The organism is Frateuria soli (assembly GCF_021117385.1).
GTDB lineage: Bacteria > Pseudomonadota > Gammaproteobacteria > Xanthomonadales > Rhodanobacteraceae > Frateuria_A > Frateuria_A soli.
Genome location: NZ_CP088252.1, coordinates 3,406,284 through 3,421,687 on the forward strand (window position 1 = coordinate 3,406,284; position 15,404 = coordinate 3,421,687).

Genomic DNA, 15,404 nt, shown 5'->3' on the forward strand with positions numbered 1-15,404 from the left:
CGATGACCCGCCGCTTCAGCCTGGCCGAATGCGATGCCGCGGCCGCGCTGATGCGCCGTGGCGGCGTGCTGGCTTACCCGACCGAGGCTGTCTATGGCCTTGGCTGCGATCCGCGCGACCAGGCCGCGTTCGAGCGCCTGTTCGCCCTCAAGCAGCGTCCACCCACCCAGGGCGTGCTGCTGATCGCGGCCGATTTCGCCCAGGTCGAGCCTTACATCGACCTGGGCCGTGTGCCGGCCGGGGTGCTGGCACAGGTGAAGGCCAGCTGGCCCGGCCCGAACACCTGGATCTTCCCGCGCACCGCCGAAGTGCCGGCCTGGGTCGCCGGCGCGCACGCGGGTATCGCGCTGCGGGTGACCGCCCATGGGCCGGCCGCCGCACTGTGCCGCGCATGGGGCGGTGCGCTGGTGTCGACCAGCGCCAACCCGCACGGCTCGCCGCCGGCACGCAGCGCGCAGCAGGTGGTGGACTACTTCGGCGACGCGCTGGACGGCGTGCTCGACGCCCCGCTGGGCGGCCAGGAGCGCCCTACCGTGATCCGCGATGCCCTCACCGGCGCTATCATCCGCCCCTGAGCGTCCAGGGGGGCGCCGAGGGCTGCGGACCGGCCCGTGGCGGGACAGCAGCACGCGCGTGCTTCACGCCGGCTTGCAACGGCCGGTCGCCATGCTGTGTGCGTCTGGCGCATGGCGAACTGGGAGATAAGCGGCTTGGCCATCGTTTACGACACTTTCCAGCGCGAGGCGCCGCAGCGCCTGGCGCTGCTGCATGCGGACACGCCCGCGCGCGTGCTGGCCTGGCGCGACGGCGCACCGGTGAGCGCCGCCCAGTTCCTGGGCCACGTGCGCCAGGTGGCGGCCACGCTGCCCTGCGCCGGCGCCGCAGTGAACCTGTGCGAAGACCGCTACGCCTTCCTGGTGGCCTTCTGCGCCATCGTGCTGCGGGGCCAGACCAACCTGCTGCCCTCCTCGCGCGCGCCGCAGGCGGTCGACGAGGTGATGGCCGCGCATCCGGGCTGCTACGCACTGGGCGAGCAGGCGCTCGATCCGGCGCCCACCGGCTACCACCGGCTACCGGCGCTGTCGGCGGCGCCGCTGGACGGCGAGGTCGAGAGCTGGCCGCAGATCCCGGCGGACCAGGTGGTGGCGATCGGCTACACCTCCGGTTCCACCGGCGTGCCCACTGCCAATTTCAAGACCTGGCGCAGCTTCCACGCGAGCAACGCGGGCAATCTCTCGATGCTGCGGTCGGCGGTCGGCGATCGCTTCGGAGTGATTGCCACGGTGCCACCGCAGCACATGTACGGTATGGAGATGAGCGTGCTGTTGCCGCTGCTGGGCGGCGTCGGCGTGCACGCGGGGCGGCCATTCTTCCCGGCCGACGTCGCCTCGGCGCTGGCCGGGGTGCCGGAGCCGCGCGTGCTTGTCACCACCCCGGTCCACCTGCGCGCGCTGGTCGAATCGGGTATCGCGCTGCCACCGCTGGCGGCGATGGTGTCGGCCACCGCGCCGATGCCCACCGAACTGGCGCAGGCGGCCGAAGAGCGCTTCGGTGCACCGTTGCTGGAAGTGTTCGGCTCCACCGAAACCTGCGTATTCGCCAGCCGCCGCACCACGCGTGAAGCGGATTGGGCGCTCTATCCGGACGTCCACCTGCACCCGCAGCCCGACGGTACCCAGGTCGTCGCGCCTCAGCTGGAGGCGGCGCGGCTGCTGGCCGACATCGTCAGCCTGTCCGCCGACGGCCGTACCTTCCGCCTGCGCGGACGCCAGGCGGACATGCTGGAAATCGCCGGCAAGCGCGCTTCGCTCGGCGATCTCACCCGTCGCCTGCTGGCCATACCGGGCGTGGAGGACGGGGTGGTGTTCCAGCTCGACGGCGGCGACGCGCTCGGCGTGCATCGCATCGCCGCCCTGGCGGTGGCGCCGGGGCTGGACGAACACGCGATCCTCGACGCGCTGCGCCGGGCGATCGACCCGGTATTCCTGCCGCGCCCGCTGCTGAAGGTCGCCGTGCTGCCGCGCAACGAGACCGGCAAGCTGCCGCGCGCCGCGCTGCTCGAGCTGCTCGCACGCCACCACGCGCACGCATAGGTCCGGTTCCGGGCCAGCCTCCGCGCCGCACGACGGGTGAGGCACGCCCCGGTTTTTCGGAAGGCCCGCGTCGGCACCGCTACAATGCGCGCCTGCGCCGCGGGGCGCATCCTTACGTTCCGGAGAGCGCATGAAGGTTCTGGTGATCGGCAGCGGCGGGCGCGAGCACGCGCTGGCGTGGAAGCTCAAGCAGTCGCCGCGGGTCAGCGAGGTGATTGTCGCTCCGGGCAACGCCGGCACCGCGCGCGAGCGTGGCGTGCGCAATGCCGAGGTGGCGATGCACGACCTCGACGGGCTGCTCAAGCTGGCCAAGGCCGAGAAGGTGGAACTCACCCTGGTCGGTCCCGAGGTACCGCTGGTCGCCGGCGTGGTCGACCGGTTCCGCGCCGCGGGGCTGCGCATCTTCGGGCCGCGCGCGATCGCCGCGCAGCTGGAGGGTTCCAAGGCCTTCGCCAAGGACTTCCTGCTCCGGCACAACATCCCGACCGCGCGCTACGCGGTGTTCAACGAGCTCAACGCCGCGATCGCCTACGTGCGCCAGCACGGTGCGCCGATCGTGATCAAGGCCGACGGCCTGGCCGCCGGCAAGGGCGTGGTGGTGGCACTGACCCTGGCCGATGCCGAGCAGGCTCTGCACGACATGCTGGGCGGCCATGCGTTCGGCAACGCCTCGGCACGGGTGGTGGTCGAGGAGTTCCTCGATGGCGAGGAAGCCAGCTACATCGTGATGAGCGACGGTAGCCACGCGCTGCCCATGGCCTCCAGCCAGGATCACAAGCGCCGCGACGAGGGCGACCTGGGACCCAACACCGGTGGCATGGGCGCCTACTCGCCGGCACCGGTGGTCACGCCCGCGGTCGAGCAGCGCATCCTCAAGGAAGTGATCGAGCCGACCCTGCGCGGGATGGCTGCCGAGGGCGCGCCGTTCATCGGCTTCCTCTACGCGGGACTGATGATCGACAAGGCCGGCGCGCCGAAGGTCATCGAGTTCAACGTGCGCTTCGGCGATCCGGAAACGCAGCCGATCATGTTGCGCCTGAAGTCCGACCTGGTCGAACTGATCGAGGCCGCGCTGGACGGCGAGCTGCACCACACCCGGGCGCAGTGGGACAGCCGCCCGTCGATCGGCGTCGTGGTCGCCGCCGAGGGTTACCCCGGCCGCGTGCGCAGCGGCGATCCGATCGGCGGCCTCGATGCCGTGTTCGATCCCACGGTGAAGGTGTTCCACGCCGGGACGAAGCTCGACGAGCAGGGGCACGCGGCCACTGCCGGCGGCCGCGTGCTGACCGTCTGTGCGCTGGGCAACGACCTCGCCGCCGCGCGCGAACACGCCTACGAGGCGGTATCCAAGATCCATTTCAACGGCGCGTTCTGTCGCCGCGACATCGCGCACCGGGCGCTGCGGCGGGGGAGCTGATCAACGCGGCCGCGCGCCGCCACCGTGCGTTGCCCCGGCAAAACGCCCGCCGCCCGGCGCTGCCGGGCGGCGGGGTCCGTTCAGACGGCCGCCCGACTGGCCGCGCCCGGTTCCGCACTGCGCGAGCTGCCCGCACGCACCACCATGTAGAGCATCAGCAGCATGCCCAGCAGCACGCCGATCGAGCCGATACCGAGCAGCGGCTCCAGCGTTTCCTCGCCGGCCTTGCCGCCGTAGAGCAGGAACAGGCCGGCCAGCAGCACGATGGCCGACAGCTGGTGCAGCACGAACTGGGTCATTGCCAGCGCCCGGCGCGGCGCGTCCAGCCACAGCCGGTGGATGACCCCGTAGACCAGCGAAAGCACGAAACCGACCAGCAGCACATGGGCGTGCGTCACCAGTTGCCCATGCTCGTGCGAGGCAGCCATGTATATGCCTAGCCCCATGCCGAGGGCGGCGTAGCACAGCGACCAGACCAGATATCTCCGGCTCATGTCCATCGTGTTCCCCTCTCAACGCAGGCGCCAGGTAGGCGGGCGCCGTGAGCGCCGCGGAAGGCCTCGCTGCCATGCGTCTCCAGCGGGCCCGCCCCCCGGCGGCACCTTCCGCGCGCTGAAGGTATGCCCATCGGTGCCGGCCCCGCAACGACGCGCTGGCCCGGAGCCGCTTTCACGCTAGGCTAGCGCCAGCTCCCCGCCCAGGACCCGCATGAGCCAATTCGCCCTGCTCGGCCAGCGCCGCTTCGCGCCGTTCTTCTGGACCCAGGCGCTGGGCGCGTTCAACGACAACGCCTTCCGCAACGCGATGGTGATGCTGGTGGCGTTCCAGATGGGCCTGGACGACAACAGCGTCTCGCTCTACACCAACCTGGCGCCGGCGCTGTTCATCCTGCCCTTCTTCCTGTTCTCGGCCACCGCCGGGCAGCTGGCGGAGAAGTACGAGAAGACGCGCATCATCCGCGCGGTGAAGCTGTTCGAGATCGGCGCGATGGCGTTGGCGGCGATCGGCTTCCACACGCACGACACGACGCTGCTGCTGGTGGTGCTGTTCCTGATGGGGCTGCACTCGACCACGTTCGGGCCGATCAAGTACGCGATCCTGCCGCAGGCGCTCCAGCCCGCCGAACTGGTTGGCGGCAACGGGCTGGTCGAGATGGGCACGCAACTGGCCATGCTGATCGGCATGATCGCCGGCAACTCGCTGATGCTGGTGGCGGGCGCCGGCCCATGGCTGGCCTCGGCCGCGACGATCGCGGTGGCGGCGGTCGGCTATCTGGCCAGTCGACGCATCCCGCCGGCGCCGGCGACGGCGCCGGACCTGAAACTCGACTGGAACCCGATAAGCGAGACCGCACGCGTGCTGGGCATCGTGCGGCGCGACCGCGCGGTGTGGAACGCGGTGCTGGGAATCTCCTGGTTCTGGTTCTTCGGCACCGTGCTGATCGCGCAGTTGCCCAACTACACGCGCGAGACGCTGGGCGGCGACGGGTCGGTCAATACGCTCGTGCTGACCCTGTTCTCGATCGGCACCGGCCTGGGCGCGCTGCTGTGCGAGCGCATGTCCGGCAAGCGGGTGGAGATCGGACTGGTGCCGCTTGGCGCGTTCGGCCTCACGGTGTTCGGGGTGGACCTCTACTTCGCGCGGCACGGCGCGGCGCTGGCGCAGGGACTGGACTGGCTGGCCTTCCTGCGCGCCGCGGGCAGCTGGCGCGTGGCGCTGGACCTCACCCTGATCGGCGTGTTCGCCGGCTTCTACGTGGTGCCACTGTTCGCGTTCGTGCAGGCACGCGCGCCGCGCGAGCAGCTCTCGCGCGTGATTGCGGGCAACAACATCGTCAACGCGCTGCTGATCGTGCTGGCGGCGGGCTTCGGCCTGGGGCTCGGTGCGCTCGGGTTCGACGCGGTCGAGACCTTCCTCGGTGCGGCGCTGCTCAATGTGCTGGTGGCGGCGTACATCTTCACGCTGGTGCCCGAGTTCCCGATGCGCTTCGTCACCTGGGTGCTGGTGAACACGCTCTACCGGGTGCGCGTGGAGGGCATGCGCCACGTGCCGGAGGAGGGGCCGGCGCTGCTGGTGTGCAACCACGTGAGCTTCATGGACCCGCTGCTGCTGATGGCGAACCTGCGCCGTCCCGCGCGCTTCGTCATGTACTACCGGATCTTCGACATCCCGCTGCTGCGTTTCGTCTTCCGCACCGCCAAGGCCATTCCAATCGCCGGCCAGAAGGAAGACCCCGCCGTGCTGGCGGCGGCCTACGAGGCCATCGACCAGGCGCTCGCCGCCGGCGAAGTGGTGTGCATCTTTCCCGAGGGCGGACTCACCCGTGACGGCAGTGTCGGGCCGTTTCGGCCGGGCGTGCTGCGCATCCTCGAACGGCGCCAGGTGCCGGTGGTGCCGATGGCCCTGCGCGGCCTCTGGGGCAGCGTGTGGAGCCGGCGCGACACGCGGCTGGGACGGGCGCGCCTGCCGCGACGTTTCCGCGCGCGGGTGGAGCTGGTGGTCGATGCGCCGGTGATGCCGGAACGGCTGCGACTGGATGCGCTCGAAGCGCGCGTGCGCGAACTTCGCGGCACGCTGGCCTAGGGTTCTTCTCGTCGCGGCAACCCTTTGGCGGGCAATGCTCCTCCGCGTGTGGCGGCAGGCAGCCACGGCCCGCCGGCGGGCTCGCGGGAGTGGTCAGGTGAGCCAGCCGCCAAGCACGACCAGCGCGACGACACTGAGCCACGCCAGCAGCGCGCGCAGGAACGCGCTGCGCATGCGGCGCAGCTCCACCAGCGGATCGCTGCGCTCCTCGGCGTAGCCGTCGCCCGCCTCGATCTCCACCTCGATGTCGGCGCAGGCCGCCGTCGCGAGAAAACCGGGGCCCTCGGTGTACCAGCTGGTTGGCGATGCGTGCAGGCGCCAGCGGTGCCAGGCGGACATCACCGCGTCCCAGTGGCCGACCAGGGCCAGGGTGAACACCAGCAACTGTGCGGGCAGCCAGTCCAGCGCATTGGCGACATAGCGCGCGTGGCTGCGGCTGGCGGCATCGAGCGCCAGCGTGTCGTCGCGGCCCAGCGTCTGCGCCAGCCGGTAGAGCAAGGCGCCGGCCGGGCCCAGCACGAAGAACCAGAACAGCACCCCGAAGCGGCGCCGCAACGCGGCGAGCGCCACCGCCTCGCCCAGCGCGTGCGCCCTCCAGGCGACCTGCCCGCCCGGCTCGGCCAGGCGCTGCGCGGCCGCCTCGCGGGCGACCGCATCGGGTGCATGCAGGATCGCTTCCAGATCCGCCTCGAAGGCGTGCGGTCCGAGTCCGTAGAGCAGGACCACCACGGCGAACGCCAACTGCAGGAAGCCGCCCAGCGCCAGGTGGCCGAGCAGTTCGGCCAGCAGCAGGCAGAGCACGGCCGGCACCACCAGCGTCAGCAGCACGCGTCCCCGGCCGGCGGTATCGTCCAGCTGCCTCACCCAGCCGCGGAACACGCGATCGCCGCGCCACTGGCTCAACTGCGGCAACAGGTGCAGCAGGCCGAGGGCGATGAGGGCGGCGAGCAGGCTGAGGGCCATCGGGAAACTCCTTCGAATGCCCGGTCATTCTAGGGCAAGCGCCTCCGATCACCTGCAGCAGCGCCTTGGGACGTCACCGCCAGGCGCAAGGCACCGCCGTCGCGCCGAGGACGCCCCTACCGGCTGACGAGGCTGTCGAGTTCGAGCTCCGCGCGCTCGCGCAGCCAGTGCGCCAGCAACTGGTAGGACACCGACAGTCGCGTGGGCGTGGCGAAGCTGCCATCGGCCAGGCCTTCCACGATCTGCGCGGGCGTGAACCAACGCGCTTCCTCCAGCTCGCCGTCGCGCAGGTCGATCGACGGGTCGAGCGCCTGGGCGAGGAAGCCGACCATCAGCGACGCGGGCAGCGGCCATGGCTGCGAGGAGTGGTACTGCACCTCGCCCACCCGCACGCCGGCCTCCTCGGCCACCTCGCGGCGCACGGCGTCCTCCAGCGATTCGCCCGGTTCGACGAAGCCGGCAAGCGCCGACCAGCGACCCTCCGGCCAGCTCGCCTGGCGCCCGAGCAGGCAGGCGCCCTCGTACTCGACGATGGCGATGATCGCCGCGTCGGTGCGCGGAAAGTGGAGCCGGCCGCAGGCCGCACTGGTACAACGCAGGCGATGACCGGCGGCGACCCGCTCCAGTGGCGCGCCGCAGCCGCTGCAGAAGCGCGTCTCGCGCTGCCAGTGCGCCAGGCCCTTGGCATAGGCGAACAGTCCCGCCTCCGCGGCGGGCAGGCGCAGGCCGGCTTCGCGCAGGCCGATGCGGCGGGCGGCGAGGCGGTCCTCGAGTGCTTCGGCCAGGCGCGCCTCGTCCAGCGCGATCAGGAAATGGGGGCAGCCTTCGGCGATGCCGAGCAGACTGGCCGGCACGTCGGCGAACAGCTCGCGGCGCTCGGCTTCGCCCAGCCAGCGCAGGCGCTCGGCCTCGCGCCGCAGGTAGCTCTCGCCGGAAGGATCCAGCACCAGGTAGCGCGCCTGCGTACAGCAGGATTGCTCGGCGATCCACGCCTCGTGGTCGCGGTGCTCGGCCATGCGATCGAGCACCAGGCTCAGGCCCGCGAAAATGTTGGTGACGGGCACGGCCATGCGGCTCAGGTGGAGAACGAGGAACCGCAGCCGCAGGTGGTCTTGGCGTTGGGGTTGCGGATCACGAACTGCGCTCCGGAAAGGCTTTCCGCGTAGTCGATCTCGGCCCCGGCGAGGTACTGCAGCGACAGCGGATCGACCAGCAGGGTGACCCCCTCGCGATCGAGCGCGAAGTCGTCCTCGGCCCGGGCTTCGTCGAAGGTGAAGCCGTACTGGAAGCCCGAGCAGCCGCCACCGGAGATGTAGACGCGCAGCTTCAGCGCGGGATTGCCTTCTTCGACGATCAGTTCGTGCACCTTGCGCGCGGCGGCTTCGGTGAAAACCAGCGGCGCGTTGGCCTGGCGGTAGTCGGGGATCGAAACGAGGGTTTCCATGGGACCGATGTGCGGTTGCGGGGGCGTGATCTCAAGGATAACGCCTGCGGGTGTCGGCTTCCTGATTGCCCGATGTCAGGCCGGCACGGCCTCGTCCAGTTCGGCGTCCGGCTGCGCCGGCGAGGGCAGTTCCCGCGCCACCGGTTCGACGCGGTGACTCATGCGTCCGTTCACCTGCGCGCCGCCGGCCATCTCCAGCGTGCGGTAGTGCACGTCGCCGGTGATGCGCGCCAGCGGGGCCAGTTCCAGCCGTTCCCCGGCATGGATGTCGCCCTGCACGGAGCCGTTGACGATCACATGCGGCACGTGGATGTCGCCCTGCACCTGGCCGTACTCGCTTACCGTGAACACGGCATCCTCGCCCTCGGCAAGCACGGCGCCCTCGATGCGGCCGTCCAGGTGCAGCGCCCCGCTGAAACGCAGGTCGCCGCGGATCACCGTGCCCCGGGCGACAAGGCTGGTGTCGTTGCTGCCGTCGGCGCGGTCAGTGCGGCGTCGGTTGAACATGGTCAGTTTCCCCCTTCGATCGTGGTGAGGTTGCCGGACAAGGCGTCGTTCCATGCCACGGCACGGTCGACGGCGTCGCCGTCCTCGGGTTTGACACGGATGCGCAGCCGCGTCGGCTTGAAATCGGCCGGCAACATGAACGTGGCATGCAGCTGCTGGAAATAGCGGAAGCGGAAGGGCAGGCCGTCCTGCTGCGCGGCGTCGCCCAGTTGCGACCAGTCCAGCGCCACCACCTTGTCGCCGCGCACGCCTTCGACGCTGAGCGTGACGCTGCCGCTGACGTCGCTGCCGCGCTTGGCGTTCTGGGTCAGGCTGAGCGCCAGGTTCCAGGCATGCGAGCCGCTCACCGGGCGCAGCTGCACTTCCTGCACCTTGAGGCCCTCGCGCTGGGCATTGCCGCCGACCAGGCGCGAGTAGAAGCCAAGGTCCGCACGCAGCCCGTTGATTTCCTCATCGCGCTCGGTGAGCGTGCCGCGAAGCGCCTTGGTCGCGATGTCGGTGACCTGTTGCGCGCGCCTGAGGTTGGCGATCTGCTGCTTGAGCTGTTCGTTCTGCGCGGCCAGCTCCCTCGCTTCGCGATGGTCGACTGCCGCTGGCGTGGTGCGCCAGGCCAGCACGCCCACCACGGCCCCGGTCAGCAGCAGGCTGGCCAGCCAGGCGGCACCCAGCCACAACCGGCGGCGGCGGCGCTGGCTGGCGTCGTCGTGCGGGCGCACGACGAAGCGCGGGGGCGGGCGTGAAGCCATGTGGAAATCCGGCACTGCTGGGGTGACCGGTATAGCCGCAGCGTGACGAGAGCGTCAAGGAACGGCCGCACGCTTTGTGCGGCCGGTTCCTGCAAGGGATGGGGGCGACCGGTCAGCTGCCCATCTTGCTCTGCAGGTAGCGCTCGGCGCCGATGTCCTTGACCAGGTTGAGCTGGGTCTCGAGCCAGTCGATGTGCTCTTCCTCGTCGTGCAGGATGGTCTTGAACAGGTCGCGGCTGATGTAGTCGGCGATGCCTTCGCTGTGCGCGATCGCCGCGCGCAGGTCGATGGCGGCGGCGAGCTCGAGGTCGAGATCGCCCTGGATGCACTCGAGCACGTTCTCGCCGATGCGAAGCTTGCCAAGGTGCTGCAGATTCGGCAGGCCGTCGAGGAACAGGATGCGCTCGATCAGACGATCGGCATGCTTCATCTCCTCGATCGATTCCTTGTACTCGTGCTCGGCCAGCTCGCCGTAGGCCCAGTCCTTGAACATGCGGTAATGCAGGAAGTACTGGTTGATCGCGGTCAGCTCGTTGTAGAGCACCTTGTTGAGGTACTCGATGACCTTGGCGTCGCCTTTCATGGGAAGTCTCCGGTGCGGGGCCGACCGGTGACTATACGGACTTGGCCGCCCGCGGGGAGAAACGCGAATGGTTGCGGTTCGGGGTCCGCGTGCGGCGGGTCAGGCGGTGACCAGCGGCAACGGGAACGCCACCTGCGCCAGCGCGGCGTCCAGCGTGGCACGCGCCTCGGGCTCGCAGCAGCCGCAGCAGTCCGAGCAGCCGGTGCGCGCCTGCAATTCGTCGAACGTGCGCACGCCATCGGCGACGGCGCGGCGGATGTCGCCGTCGGTCACGGCGTTGCAGAGGCAGATGTACATGCCGCGCATTCCAGCGCGAATGCGAATGATTGTCAAACAGGTTCCGCCCGGCGTTCAGGCAACCGCGCGGTTGCCCGGCCGGGCGCCTTCGGTGCTGCGAGGCTGGGCGCCCAGCTGGACACTCAGCAGCTCCTCCACCAATGGTGCGAAGTGGCGCAGCGCCCGTTCGTAGACCTGCCGCTTGAAGCTGACCACGTGCACCGCCGGATACCAGAAATCGACCCAGCGCCAGATGTCGAATTCCGGCTTGTCGCAGGCGTCGAGCCTGAGCGCGTCCTCGCCGCCGACCAGGCGCAACAGGAACCAGACCTGCTTCTGGCCGATGCAGGTCGGGCGCTGGTGGTGGCGTACGTAACGGTTGGGCAGGCGATAGCGCAACCAGCCGCGGGTGCTGGCGACGACCTCGACGTGTTCGGGAAGCAGTCCGGTTTCCTCGGCCAGTTCGCGGTACATGGCCTCCAGCGGCGTCTCGTCGCTGCGCATGCCGCCCTGCGGGAACTGCCAGCCATCGTGGTTGACCCGGCGGGCCCAGAACAGGCGGCCTTCCCCATTCAGCAGCACGATGCCTACGTTCGGGCGATAACCATCCGCGTCGATCATGTCGCCTCCTCGAGCCCGCGTGCCGCGCCTGCAGCGGCCTTAAGCCGGGCTCCAACCTTAGCGCGCGCCGCGCTGGAAAGCGAAGAGGCTTGAACCGGTCCGGGCCCCCGATTACACTGCCGGGCTCCGTTGGCGCACGGCGCCGGCGACGCCCCATGGCTATGTAGCTCAGCCGGTTAGAGCACAGCACTCATAATGCTGGGGTCGGTGGTTCGAGTCCACCCATAGCCACCACGCGCCTGCGGCGCGGTGTTTTCCTCCCGTTCTCTCCTGTTCGTCGCCCGGGCCTGGCCGGGAGCGGAATACAATCGTCCGCCATGCATATCCATAAAGTCTTCCAGATCGAAGCGGCCCACCGGCTGCCCAACGTGCCGGCCGGGCACAAGTGTGCGCGGCTGCACGGGCATTCGTTCCGCATCGAGATCCACGTGGAAGGCGAGCCGGACCCGGCGATGGGCTGGCTGATGGACTTCGCTGACGTCAAGGCTGCGTTCGCGCCACTGTTCGAGCAGCTGGATCACCACTATCTCAACGAGATCGAGGGGCTGGAGAACCCGACCAGCGAAATGCTGGCGCGCTGGATCTTCCGGCGCCTGGAGCCGCGGCTGCCTGGCCTGGCTCGCGTCGTGGTGCACGAGACCTGTACGTCCGGCGCCACCTGCGGACGGGACAGCTTCTGATCTGACGCACTGCGCCATCGAGTGATACGGGATGTGGGAGAACGTAACAGCACGTCTTGTTGCACTGCACAAAATATCTTGCTAGGCTTGTTCCATTCCCACACTCCCGCGAGGGACAAGCCATGACCAAGCCGTTCGATTTCGAAGTATTTGCCTACGCCCGGCAGTTCGCCGATAACGCCTTCAAGGCGCAGGCGCTGGTGCTGCAGGGTTTGGGGCAGGCCGCTGGCCTGCAGCTGGGTGCGTTGGAGCAGCAGTCGCGCTCCGCGACCGATTTTCTGCTCGCCGCCGGCGACGCGCGCGACCCCGAGGCGCTTCGCGGCCTGTGGGACAAGGGCGTGGCGCTGGGTCGCGTGCAGGCCGAGCAGGCAGTTGCGCTGACCCAGAGCCTTGCGGCCGTGGGCCGTCAGACCGCCGAGTCGCTCGGCGCGCTGGTGCAGCCACTCGCCGCCGCCAACGACGCGGTTGCCGCGACCGCCGCCGGCGGGCGCAAGGCAGCTGCCCGATAAGGGCTTCTGCCCGCGTCCCCATCCCTCCCCGCCGGGACGCATTCCCAGGGCCGGACTTGCTGTCCGGCCCTTTTTTTGTCCGCCTCCATCAAGAACCTGCGCCGCATCCAAAGTGAACGCGAGCGCCGGTACGACAGGATGTCGCGTACTTGCGGCTTGTCCCTGCAAAAGGCCGGCTGATATACTTTTGCGGATTGGATCGTGGCCCGCAGCTGCAAGGGTGACGCCTGGTGCGAAGCCGCGCGGGAACACACGTGCTCAACAGTATTGCCTCCGGTCGTCGCCTGGTCCTGCGCATCGTGATGTGGCAGGTCGTCGTGGCGGCGCTGGTCGGTCTCGTCTTCCTGATGCAGGGGCGCCGCGAAGCCTTGGCGGCCCTTGCAGGCGCCCTGGTTGTGGCGCTGGGCAACGCGCTGCTTGGCGCGCGGGCCTTCGCCGGGATGCACGGGGCGGGCATGGCGCTGGGGCGTCTGCTGGTGGGCATGATCCTCAAGTGGATCGCGGTCATCGGAGGGATGGGCGTGATCCTGATCAAACTGAAACTGCCGCCGCTGGCCGCCATTACGGGGCTGGCGGCTGCTTACGCGGTTCATCTGCTGGCGTTTCGATTCAAGGGTTGACACATGGCAAGCGAGCCGCAGGGCGGTCTTACCGAATACATCTCCCACCACCTCAAGCACCTGACTCCGCACACGAGTCCGGAAGGCTTCTGGGCGGTGCACATCGACTCGGTCACCGTGTCGCTGGTGCTCGGTCTGCTGTTCTGCCTCTGGTTCTGGCTCAAGGCCCGCAAGGCGACCGCGGGCGTGCCGGGCAAGGGCCAGGCGTTTGTCGAGATCGTGCTCGAGTTCGTCGACGGCCAGGTCAAGGACGTGTTCCATGGCGACCGTCGCATCCTTGGTCCGTTGGCGCTGACGGTGTTCGTCTGGGTGTTCCTGATGAACGCGATGGACCTGCTGCCGGTCGACCTGTTGCCCTGGATCACCGAAAAGTTCGGCATCGGCCACTTCCGTGCCGTGCCCACCGCCGACATCAACATGACCTTCGCGATGTCGCTGACGGTGCTGCTGCTGATCATCTTCTACAGCTTCAAGGCCAAGGGCTTCAGCGGCTACATGCACGAGATGTTCACCGCGCCGTTCGGCAAGCACCCGCTGCTGTGGATCCCCAATTTCGCGCTGAACCTGGTCGAGCTGCTCTCCAAGCCGGTGAGCCTGGCGATGCGACTGTTCGGCAACATGTACGCCGGCGAGCTCGTGTTCATGCTGATTGCCGGGCTGTTCACCGCCGGCAGCTGGGCGCTGTATGGCATGGGCATCATCGGCTACACCGTGTGGGGCATCTTCCACATCCTGATCATTTCGATCCAGGCCTTCATCTTCATGGTGCTGACCGTCGTGTACATCTCGATGGCTCACGATCACCACTGATTTGCTGTCCGTCTTTTCGAACAACGTCCAACCGAAACACATAAGCTTTTCTTTCTGAGGAGATCGTCGTGGAAGCTATCGTTCAAATCGCGCAAATCCAGGGTTTCACCGCCATCGCGCTGGGCCTCATCATCGGCCTGGGCGCCCTTGGCGCCTGTATCGGTATCGGCGTCATGGGTTCGAAGTTCCTGGAAGCCGCTGCCCGCCAGCCGGAACTGGTGCCGCTGCTGCAGGGCCGCATGTTCCTGCTCGCCGGCCTGATCGACGCGGCGTTCCTGATCGGCGTGGCGCTGGCGATGTACTTCGCGGTGGCCAACCCGCTGCTGTCGGCCCTGAACGCCGCCGGCTAAGCCGTCCGACGGCGCCCCGGGCGCCGTTCCCCTACGGGCGTCGCACCGGCGCCCGTAACCGTACCACCCCGCATTTACAGGTAACGCAGCGATGGATTTCAACGCGACCTTGATCGGCGAAATGATCGCCTTCGCGATCCTGATCTGGTTCACCGTCCAGTTCATCTGGCCGCACATCAACAAGGCCATCGAAGAGCGCCAGCTCAAGATCGCCGAGGGTCTGGACGCCGCCGAGCGCGCCCGCGCCGAGCTGCGCGATGCCGACAGCAAGGTCGCCGCCGAGATCAAGGTGGCGCGCCAGCAGGCGGCGGAGATCATCGACCGCGCCCAGCAGCAGGCCAACCAGATCCTGGACAAGGCCCGTGCCGACGCGATCACCGAGATCAACCGCCTGAAGGCCAGCGCGCAGGACGACATCGCCTCGATGGCCCAGCGTGCCCGCGAGGAGTTGCGCGAGAAGGTCGGCGCGCTCGCCGTACAGGGCGCCGCCAAGATCGTGCAGCGCGAGATCGATCCGGCCGCGCACAAGGCGTTGCTCGACCAGCTCGCGGCCGAGGTCTAGAAACCATGGCCCAGGCAATCACCCTCGCCCGTCCGTACGCGCGCGCCGCTTTCGAGCTGGCGCACGAGGCCGGCACGCTCGGCGAATGGTCGCAGGCGTTCGCCTTCGCCGCTTCGGTGGCGAAGGACCCGCGCGTGGCCGCGCTGGTCGGCGACCCGCGCGTGCAGCCGGCGCAGCTGGTGGCGCTGCACTTGCCGCAGGGCATGGGCACGGATACCGCCTTCGCGCAGTTCCTCAAGACGCTGGCCGAACAGCGGCGCCTGGCGCTGCTGCCGGAAGTGGCCGAGCTGTACGAGGAACACAAGCGCGAGGCCGGCTCGCAGCTGAAGGTCAAGGTGACCAGCGCGATGGCGCTGGATGCCGCCCAGGCCGAGCAGTTGAAGACCTCCCTCAAGCGCCGCTTCAAGCGCGAGATCGAGCTGGAGACCCGGGTCGACCCCGCGCTGCTCGGCGGCGTGGTGATCGATACCGGCAACGAGGTGATCGACGGCTCCGCGCGCGGTCGCCTGCAGCGCCTGGCCTCTGCGCTGGCAAGTTGATTCAAGCGCGGCTTGCGGGCCGCGAGGCAGCGCCGGTCAGCCGGCGCTGAGTAAACATCGAAGAGCACGCCGGCCATGGGGTCGGACGCTTGAAAAAGCAT

20 protein-coding genes and 1 tRNA gene are annotated in these 15,404 nt (G+C 69.0%); 12 read left to right on the forward strand and 9 right to left on the reverse strand.

The features are described from left to right. Positions 1 to 2 precede the first annotated feature (2 nt). The 3 genes from tsaC to purD all read left to right on the forward strand — a co-directional run bounded on the left by tsaC (position 3) and on the right by purD (position 3,510). Entirely contained in the window at positions 3 to 575 is a 573-nt protein-coding gene (tsaC, locus tag LQ771_RS15560) for an L-threonylcarbamoyladenylate synthase type 1 TsaC (RefSeq protein ID WP_231350286.1), read from the forward strand. A gap of 135 nt (positions 576 to 710) precedes the next feature. Next, positions 711 to 2,093: an AMP-binding protein gene (locus LQ771_RS15565; protein WP_275045643.1), complete on the forward strand. Its 1,383-nt coding sequence runs from the start codon at positions 711 to 713 to the stop codon at positions 2,091 to 2,093. 130 nt (positions 2,094 to 2,223) lie between these two features. After that, positions 2,224 to 3,510, forward strand: a complete 1,287-nt coding sequence (purD, locus tag LQ771_RS15570; protein WP_231350287.1) for a phosphoribosylamine--glycine ligase — start codon at positions 2,224 to 2,226, stop codon at positions 3,508 to 3,510. A gap of 80 nt (positions 3,511 to 3,590) precedes the next feature. Here the strand turns inward: purD and LQ771_RS15575 are convergent, their stop codons facing one another. After that, entirely contained in the window at positions 3,591 to 4,004 is a 414-nt protein-coding gene (locus tag LQ771_RS15575; protein ID WP_231350288.1) for a TonB-dependent receptor, read from the reverse strand. A gap of 214 nt (positions 4,005 to 4,218) precedes the next feature. Between LQ771_RS15575 and LQ771_RS15580 the strand changes: the two genes are divergently transcribed. Then, the gene (locus LQ771_RS15580; RefSeq protein ID WP_231350289.1) at positions 4,219 to 6,093 is read left to right on the forward strand and encodes an MFS transporter; all 1,875 of its coding nucleotides are present in this window, start codon (positions 4,219 to 4,221) and stop codon (positions 6,091 to 6,093) included. A gap of 93 nt (positions 6,094 to 6,186) precedes the next feature. Here LQ771_RS15580 and LQ771_RS15585 read toward each other — a convergent pair whose 3' ends face one another. From LQ771_RS15585 to LQ771_RS15620, 8 genes are all read right to left on the reverse strand, one after another. Further along, the gene (locus LQ771_RS15585) at positions 6,187 to 7,056 is read right to left on the reverse strand and encodes a regulatory signaling modulator protein AmpE (protein WP_231350290.1); all 870 of its coding nucleotides are present in this window, start codon (positions 7,054 to 7,056) and stop codon (positions 6,187 to 6,189) included. Between the two features lie 116 nt (positions 7,057 to 7,172). Then, complete coding sequence (nudC, locus tag LQ771_RS15590) at positions 7,173 to 8,126, reverse strand: NAD(+) diphosphatase (protein WP_231350291.1); 954 nt, start codon at positions 8,124 to 8,126, stop codon at positions 7,173 to 7,175. Positions 8,127 to 8,131: 5 nt separating this feature from the next. Then, positions 8,132 to 8,500, reverse strand: a complete 369-nt coding sequence (erpA, locus tag LQ771_RS15595; RefSeq protein ID WP_231350292.1) for an iron-sulfur cluster insertion protein ErpA — start codon at positions 8,498 to 8,500, stop codon at positions 8,132 to 8,134. Between the two features lie 75 nt (positions 8,501 to 8,575). Next, positions 8,576 to 9,007 carry a bactofilin family protein gene (locus tag LQ771_RS15600; protein ID WP_231350293.1) on the reverse strand — a complete coding sequence of 144 codons (432 nt, stop codon included), beginning with the start codon at positions 9,005 to 9,007 and terminating at the stop codon, positions 8,576 to 8,578. Positions 9,008 to 9,009: 2 nt separating this feature from the next. Continuing rightward, positions 9,010 to 9,753, reverse strand: coding sequence for a DUF6776 family protein (locus tag LQ771_RS15605; RefSeq protein WP_231350294.1), 744 nt, complete (start codon positions 9,751 to 9,753; stop codon positions 9,010 to 9,012). 112 nt (positions 9,754 to 9,865) lie between these two features. Further along, on the reverse strand, positions 9,866 to 10,336 hold the full coding sequence (gene bfr / locus LQ771_RS15610; protein ID WP_231350295.1) for a bacterioferritin: 471 nt from the start codon (positions 10,334 to 10,336) through the stop codon (positions 9,866 to 9,868). A gap of 99 nt (positions 10,337 to 10,435) precedes the next feature. Beyond that, the gene (locus tag LQ771_RS15615) at positions 10,436 to 10,642 is read right to left on the reverse strand and encodes a (2Fe-2S)-binding protein (protein WP_231350296.1); all 207 of its coding nucleotides are present in this window, start codon (positions 10,640 to 10,642) and stop codon (positions 10,436 to 10,438) included. A gap of 45 nt (positions 10,643 to 10,687) precedes the next feature. Continuing rightward, positions 10,688 to 11,233, reverse strand: coding sequence for an RNA pyrophosphohydrolase (locus LQ771_RS15620; protein ID WP_231350297.1), 546 nt, complete (start codon positions 11,231 to 11,233; stop codon positions 10,688 to 10,690). A gap of 157 nt (positions 11,234 to 11,390) precedes the next feature. Between LQ771_RS15620 and LQ771_RS15625 the strand changes: the two genes are divergently transcribed. From LQ771_RS15625 to LQ771_RS15660, 8 genes are all read left to right on the forward strand, one after another. Then, a tRNA-Met gene (locus tag LQ771_RS15625) sits at positions 11,391 to 11,467 on the forward strand. Positions 11,468 to 11,550: 83 nt separating this feature from the next. Then, positions 11,551 to 11,913 carry a 6-carboxytetrahydropterin synthase QueD gene (queD, locus tag LQ771_RS15630; protein WP_231350298.1) on the forward strand — a complete coding sequence of 121 codons (363 nt, stop codon included), beginning with the start codon at positions 11,551 to 11,553 and terminating at the stop codon, positions 11,911 to 11,913. A gap of 122 nt (positions 11,914 to 12,035) precedes the next feature. Next, positions 12,036 to 12,422 (forward strand): phasin family protein, encoded by a 387-nt coding sequence (locus tag LQ771_RS15635; RefSeq protein ID WP_231350299.1) that lies wholly within the window; start codon positions 12,036 to 12,038, stop codon positions 12,420 to 12,422. Between the two features lie 254 nt (positions 12,423 to 12,676). Beyond that, entirely contained in the window at positions 12,677 to 13,042 is a 366-nt protein-coding gene (locus LQ771_RS15640) for an ATP synthase subunit I (protein ID WP_231350300.1), read from the forward strand. Positions 13,043 to 13,045: 3 nt separating this feature from the next. Then, complete coding sequence (gene atpB, locus LQ771_RS15645) at positions 13,046 to 13,852, forward strand: F0F1 ATP synthase subunit A (protein ID WP_231350301.1); 807 nt, start codon at positions 13,046 to 13,048, stop codon at positions 13,850 to 13,852. Between the two features lie 68 nt (positions 13,853 to 13,920). Further along, on the forward strand, positions 13,921 to 14,202 hold the full coding sequence (gene atpE, locus LQ771_RS15650) for a F0F1 ATP synthase subunit C (RefSeq protein WP_231350302.1): 282 nt from the start codon (positions 13,921 to 13,923) through the stop codon (positions 14,200 to 14,202). Between the two features lie 91 nt (positions 14,203 to 14,293). Then, on the forward strand, positions 14,294 to 14,764 hold the full coding sequence (locus LQ771_RS15655) for a F0F1 ATP synthase subunit B (protein ID WP_231350303.1): 471 nt from the start codon (positions 14,294 to 14,296) through the stop codon (positions 14,762 to 14,764). A gap of 5 nt (positions 14,765 to 14,769) precedes the next feature. Beyond that, the gene (locus LQ771_RS15660; RefSeq protein WP_231350304.1) at positions 14,770 to 15,303 is read left to right on the forward strand and encodes a F0F1 ATP synthase subunit delta; all 534 of its coding nucleotides are present in this window, start codon (positions 14,770 to 14,772) and stop codon (positions 15,301 to 15,303) included. Positions 15,304 to 15,404: the final 101 nt, after the last annotated feature.